This window comes from Gammaproteobacteria bacterium (genome assembly GCA_003696665.1).
In the GTDB taxonomy this organism is placed as follows: Bacteria; Pseudomonadota; Gammaproteobacteria; order Enterobacterales.
The window spans coordinates 1-6,905 of the sequence record RFGJ01000254.1 but is presented as its reverse complement, the minus strand read 5'-3'; the positions used below and the strand labels follow the sequence as shown (position 1 = coordinate 6,905).

4 protein-coding genes are annotated in these 6,905 nt (G+C 52.3%); all 4 read left to right on the top strand.

Translation table 11 applies throughout. The features are described 5' to 3' along the window. The first annotated feature begins 30 nt into the window (after positions 1 to 30). A complete protein-coding gene (locus D6694_07125) occupies positions 31 to 1,542 on the top strand; it encodes a CRTAC1 family protein (GenBank protein ID RMH43375.1) in 1,512 nt (503 codons plus the stop codon). Beyond that, positions 1,539 to 3,128 carry a hypothetical protein gene (locus D6694_07120; protein ID RMH43374.1) on the top strand — a complete coding sequence of 530 codons (1,590 nt, stop codon included), beginning with the start codon at positions 1,539 to 1,541 and terminating at the stop codon, positions 3,126 to 3,128. The genes D6694_07125 and D6694_07120 overlap by 4 nt, the downstream gene beginning before the upstream one ends. After that, positions 3,125 to 4,120 (top strand): nitrilase, encoded by a 996-nt coding sequence (locus D6694_07115; protein ID RMH43373.1) that lies wholly within the window; start codon positions 3,125 to 3,127, stop codon positions 4,118 to 4,120. Before D6694_07120 ends, D6694_07115 begins: the two co-directional genes overlap by 4 nt. A gap of 5 nt (positions 4,121 to 4,125) precedes the next feature. Continuing rightward, a partial coding sequence (locus D6694_07110; GenBank protein ID RMH43372.1) for a tetratricopeptide repeat protein occupies positions 4,126 to 6,905 on the top strand: 2,780 nt, incomplete at its 3' end.

Here is a 6,905-nt window from a genome sequence, read left to right as displayed (position 1 = left end):
GGTGCGACCGGTAAGCTTTATTTTCATGAAATGATGGGCAGTGGTGTGGCACTGTTTGACTATGACAACGATGGCGATCTCGATCTCTATTTTGTTCAGGGTGGCAATGTGACAACTAGTCGAGGCGACCTGCATGATCAATTGTGTCGAAATGAAGGCCTCGATCCCACAAAGCAGAAGGTTTTCTGGAAAGATGTCAGTCGTGATGCTGGATTGGCGATCACCCATGACTATGGTATGGGGATAGCGGTGGCGGATGTGAATCAGGATGGTTGGCTTGATGTTTATTTGACAAACTTCGGCCCAAACCGACTTCTGATAAACAAAAACGGTCGCTTTGTTGACGAAACCGAACGGTGGCAAGCTGGTGAGGGGCGGTGGAGTGTCAGTGCCAGTTTCGTCGACTATGACAGTGATGGGGATATGGACCTATTTGTGGCTAACTATGTGGATTATTCGTTAACGCGCCACAAGACGTGTCGCAATGTCAATGGGGAGCCGGACTACTGTTCGCCCAAAAGTTACAATCCAGTCCCGGATAGACTGCTGCGCAACGATGGCGATCATTTTACGGACGTGACCGGTCAAGCCGGTATCGCTAAGCATTATGGCAACGGGTTGGGCGTTATCGCAGGTGATTTCAATGGCGATGGCTGGCCGGACATTTACGTGGCCAATGACGGTGTGCCAAATCAAATGTGGTTGAATCGAGGTAACGGTAAATTTATTGATGATGGCATGCTTTCTGGAACAGCCGTGAATGGCGCAGGTATGGCTGAGGCCAGCATGGGTGTGGTCGCTGAAGATTTTGACAATGATGGTGATCTCGACTTGTTTATGACCCACCTGACTCGCGAAACCAACACGCTTTACGTGAATGATGGACAAGGTTGGTTTTCGGACAAAACGGCAGTCTTGCAACTCGCAGGGCAAAGTCTCCCTTACACAGGCTTTGGAACGGTTTGGAAGGATTTCAATGGTGACAACTTACCGGATATCTTTGTTGCGAATGGGGCTGTCACCCTTATCCCTGAACAAGTCCGGGCTGGCATCGTCCCGCCACTAAAACAGCGAAACCAGTTGTTTATCGCAACAAAGGGCGTTTATGTAGAACAAAAAACCTACGCCACATCGTTGCGTTCAGAACTTGCTGTTGGGCGTGGTGTGGCGGCCGGTGATATCGATAATGATGGGGATATTGATTTAGTGATCAATAACAATGATGGTGCCCCAACCTTACTTATCAATCGCACCAATCCAAAACATTGGTTGGGCTTGGCGCCGCGGCGTGAGCCAGGCAAGCCAGTCGTTGCAGGCGTTCAGGCTGTGATTCAATGGAAAAACAAACGTATAGTGCGTCGTACCTATCGCGATGGGAGTTATGCGTCATCTCACGATCCCCGTATCGTGGTGGCCTTGCCGGACGGGCGAAAGCCGGAGAAAATTGAACTTGTTTGGCCGAATGGAACGCGTCAAGTTCTTACAGAGATACAGACCAATCAATACCAAGATATTTTTAAACCAAAAGGAAAAGCCAAGTGAAGTTTTCCAGTCGGATCGCCAGTGTTATTTTGTTTTTGGGGTTGAGTGGCTACGCTGCGTTGCCAACCGTTGACATCTCGAAATTACCGGTCGCCGCCCGAGAGCCGGTGAAGGCTCTACAAAAACTGCTCGCCGATAAGGCCAAAGCGGATACACCTGAGCAAAAAGCGGAACTGCTGGGTCGAATGGGGATGGTGCTCCACAGTGCCGAGCAATTGGCTTTGGCGGCGGAATATTATCGGGCGGCGATGCAGCAAGCGCCCAAGGATGCGCGCTGGTATTATCTCTATGGCGTTGTGCAGGCTGCGCGTGGACAGCTGGATTCCGCTTATGCGGCCTTACGCATGAGTTTTGACCTCAAGTCCGATTATTTGCCAACGCTGGCGAGAATTGGAGAAATTGCCTTGCAAAAGGGTGATTATGACGAAGCGACGCGCATTGCCAATGTGCTGATTAAAGAGGCGCCCTTTGCTGCGTTTGGTCATGAATTGCTCGGTCAGGTGGCCGCGGCGTCAAACCGACCTGAAGAAGCTGTCTCGCATTTTCGTAAAGTGTTGAAAAATAAGCCGTTTGCCAACCGGGTGTATTATCCGTTAGCAATTCAGTTGCGTAAATTGGGCCGTATTGACGAGGCAAAAGCCGCCATTGCTCGTCGAGGCGAGATTGCTCCGGGCTATCCGGATCCGCTGATGCGCGTCGTTCGGAATCTAGTTCCGACGCCAGAACGTCTGCTCGAAGAAGGCTTGGCGTTGGCCAAGTCTGGACGGTTTCAGCAGGCAGAAGACAAGTATCGGCAGGGACTGACATTGGCATCCGACCACCCTGGGCTTAATACAGCGTTGGCCTACATTGAATTGCGGCAAGGCAAAGTAGACGAAGCCAAGACACGTTTGAAAAGCGTTTTGGCCAAACAGCCAGATTATGTGCCTGCGATATTCAAGCTTGCCGAGATCGCAGATGCCAGCAATGAACACGACGAGGCGTTAAGGCGGTATCAGCATGTTTTGAAAATCCAGCCAGACAACGCGGACGCTGCCGGTGAACTCGCTGCGATGCTGATGCGTATTGGCCAATTTTCTCAAGCAGCAGAACAATTTGAACATTTTGCGGCATTAAAACCAGAAAATGTGAAAGGACACTTTTTGGCTGGTTTGGCATGGCTCGCGGCCGGGCATTGTCAGCATGGTTTGGCGCGCCTAAAACAGGCCAAGCAATTAAACCCAAGCGATGGGGCGGTAATGTTGGCACTCAGCATCGCGATGGTGGACTGTCAGAGTGATGACTCAGCATCGGCAGCGGCCATAGCCAAGGCAGTTTATGAGGCGGCGCCGGGGTTTGAGAGTGCCCGAGTGCTCGCTTGGCACAAGGCGCGTGAAGGAAAATGGCAGGACGCGATCGACTATCAAACCCAAGCCATTTTTGAAGTGCTCAAGCATGGACTGCGGGCAAAATATCCGGAGTTGGCAGAGCAGCTTTCGGCCTATCGGCAGAAAAAATTACCACAATGGAATTGGCGGCAATATGCCCGGCAATGGGCGCCTGATGCGCCGCAGATTGTCGTTGAACACCCGGAACAGGCCAAATGAATCAACAACAATACGATATTTACTATGCCGCGGCGATTCAGACAGACTTTCCGCCCCTGCGGACTCGTGACGGACTTGGCGAACGTGTAGAGCGCTTACTTGCACTCGCTGAGTCGGCCATAGTTGGTTATTCTCCATTTTTTGACGTGCGGCTATTGGTGTTTCCTGAGTTCGCTCATGCGGCGCCGATTTACTCGACAGCAGAGGAGTTGCACCAGCATTTGGCGGTGTCGTTGCCGAACGAACACATTGATAAATATTTGGCATTTTGCCGCAAATATGATTGCTACATTCAGACCGGGACCTTTCTTGAGAAAACCGCCCGTTATCCAGGACATGTGTTCAATACCACGTTATTGCTCGGTCCTGAGGGCATTCTCAGCACTTATCGAAAGGTGAATCCATGGATTCCCTGGGAAGTGCATACCAGTCCGGCCGACTTGCCGGATTATGACGCTCCGTTGTTTCCCGTCGTCGAAACCCCCATTGGTCGGATTGGGGTCGCCATATGTTACGACTGGCTATTCCCAGAAGTGTTGCGGGCATTGCGCGCCCAGGGTGCTGAAATTTTGGTCCGGGTTTCGGCTTATATGGACCCATGGGGCACAGCAGAGCCAATGAATTGGTGGAGTTTGGTCAACCGAACACGGGCACTGGAGAATCAGTGTTATGTGGTGGCCGCCAACCAAGGGGCGAAACTGGCCAATTATCCACCATTTTCCTGGCCGGGTGGCAGCATGATTGTTGACTACGATGGGCGAATACTTGCACAGGCAGAAGCCGGTGGCGGCGAGCGAATCGTGGTGGGGCCCATTCATTTGGCAGCATTGAGGGCAGAACGCGCACGCCGAGAAGGGCATGACACCATGGGACATCTTCGCAGCCATGCTTTCGACTATCTTACGTCCGCGTCACGATTGCCCCCAGAGGCAGAACGACCGACGATTGAAGGTTTGAAAGCGCGTATTCGAAAATCACGTTTGTCGGAGTAGATCTCGTGCGCAGTGTGTGCTTACTCATTTTTTGTGTGTTCTTGACTGCGTGCGGCCAAGCACACGATCAATTGTCTTCGCAGGACCTCAATACATATCAGAAAGCCATCGGCTTAATGGGGCAGTATCGTTACTCAGAGGCAGAAAAAGTTCTGAGTCATCTTGTGACGCGCCATCCAGAAAATGCGCATCTAAAGTTGGATTGGGCGGTGGCATTGCTTAATCGACAAAAAGACAACGACATCGATCGGGCCATTGAGTTAGCCAGCGCCTTGCTAGGACATTCGGATAAACAGGTGCGTGCCCGCGCCAATTACATTGTGGGTATTCTTTACTTGTATAAAGGCACGGCGAATCAGGCACTACCGGCGTTACAGGCGGCGGTCAGAGAGGATGGGCAGGATGCTTTTGTTCATTACTTTCTGGCCCAAGCGTTAGAACAACTTGGCCGAACAGAATCGGCGCTGGCGCATTATGAGCAAGCGTGTCAGCGTATGCCTAATTTGCTGAATGCATGGTATGGCGCAGCAATGGTCGCCCGAAAGCTTGGTGACAGGAAAAAAGCACGTCATTATCTGACGCGTTATCAGGAAGTTAAAAAAGACCCCCGCAGTCGATTAGCGGAATTCAAATATACCCGAATGGGGCCGAAGGCAGAGGTGGGCGCATGGCGAATATCGCATAAAACCACGCCACGCAATTTAAACGCGCGGCTTACCTTCCAGCCACGGTTGTTGGCCAGTTTTACTTTGGATCGCCCGTTCCAGGCGTTGCGCTCGGCCTACGTTAGCGATAAGCGTTGGATTGCGGCTTTTGAACCGTCGTCTGTGCGTATCTGGCAAGTCGCACAGCAGGAATTTCGCAAGGTTCTGGACGTGCGTTTGTCTGGTGTACAGGATGTGATGTGGACCGATACGCGTAACTTGGCGCGACCGGAATTATTGATCTGTCATGCCGGTGGGCTCGAATTGTTGCGTGAACGGAAAAATGGCTGGTCAGCCGAAAAGGTGAGTTCGAGGGCAAAGTGTGATGCGGCCTTAGCCATTGATTGGGACCACGATGGCGATATTGATATTTGGGAGGCTGCTCAGGGTCAGTGGGTGCTGTGGCGAAATTTGGACGATGGTGGGCGTTTTGAACCAGAAGTATTAAGCGGAGTGACCTATACGGGGCAGCCGGTTGTGACCAGTGTCGACTGGGATTTGGATCGGGACATTGATCTGCTTTGGTCAGATCGGTCGGGTACCTTGCGTTGGCTAGAAAATCGGTTGTTGGAGGGGCCGATAACACATGTCATTAGCGCGACCAAACTGACGCACCCACAATGGATAAAAGTCTATGATACAGAGTCAGACGGTCGTTGGGAGGTACTTATTGGGGACGATGGGCAAGTAGTGAGCTGGCGCCCAAACCAAATTGAGACAAGACCGCCTCTCCGATCCGAGCCCGTCACCGCCTGGTTGGACATGCAGATGGGGGAGGTTGGCTGGGTCAATGACGCTCATGGTCTGCGGTTGGTGCCGGTGGGCGAGATGAGTACGACACCTGTACAAACATTTCCGGAATTGCAGCCGATTGCAATGGCGCCATGGTTTGATTTGGACGGACTTGCCTTGCTGACCGTTGAGTCGGCGGGAAACGCATGGCGACTGGCTTTGTGGCAGTTTACATCAACGCAGTTTGGACCGATTGGTGTCGAATTGACAGGGATCCGTGCAGATGACAGTGTGCGTTCTAACGCCCTTGCTATCGGTACATTGCTTCGGATGCGACATGGCGAGTTCTGGCGTAGCACCATGAACGCTTCAAAGAATATTTCGCCCTTGGTCGTGCGTACGGACGGTCAGCCACTGTCGTTGATGGAAATTCGTTGGCCGGATGGTGTGTTCCAGACTGAGATGGGACTCGCGCCAGGGCAATTGCACCGGGTGTTAGAAACACAAAGACAACTGTCAAGCTGTCCGGTCGTCTTCATTAAACATAATGGTGAGTTTCAGTTTGTCTCTGATGTGCTCGGGGTCGGTGGTATCGGATTTATGCTGGCACCGGGAACGTATGTCACACCGAGGCCATGGGAGTTCTTTCAGTTGCCGAAAAGCTTAGCGCCGATCGGCAAGCGGGAAGTGACCTTTGAAATTGCGGAGCCCATGGAAGAAGTGACGTATCTCGACAGCGCTCGTTTGCATCGTTGGCGCTTGCCAAAGGGATGGCACATGGTCATTGATGAGCGCATGGGGACTGGTGTTCCGGCGCCAACAGGACGTCCTATCTTTTACCGAGCATGGTGGTCACCTTTGAGGGCAACCGCCAATGACGTTGAGGTCACAAAGGCTTTGCGCGAACGCGACGGCGTGGCGGCTGCGATGCCGAACCCAAGTCGCCGTTATCTTGGCGCTTTGACTAAGCCAGTCACGTTGACATTACAGTTTCCAGCCACCAGCCAAGGGCGTTATGGTCTCGTGTTCGACGGTTGGGTGGAATACCCCTATTCACAAACTTTGATGGCCGCCCACCAAGCGGGGGTTGAGTATTCACCACCCACAATAGAGATCTATACCAATGGGCAATGGAAAGTATGGCGAAAGCATATCGGCTACCCGGCGGGGATGCCTCGGCAAGCGTATTTCCCGCTGGGCGCCTTGCCGAGTGGCGTTGAGTTGATACGAATTCACACCAATATGGAAATTTACTGGGATAGCATTGTGCTTGTCCGCGAAGAGGAGATGCCGCGAGATGTTGTCCATGAAGTGATGCTGCCCAACAGAGCCATTTTGCACTACATCGG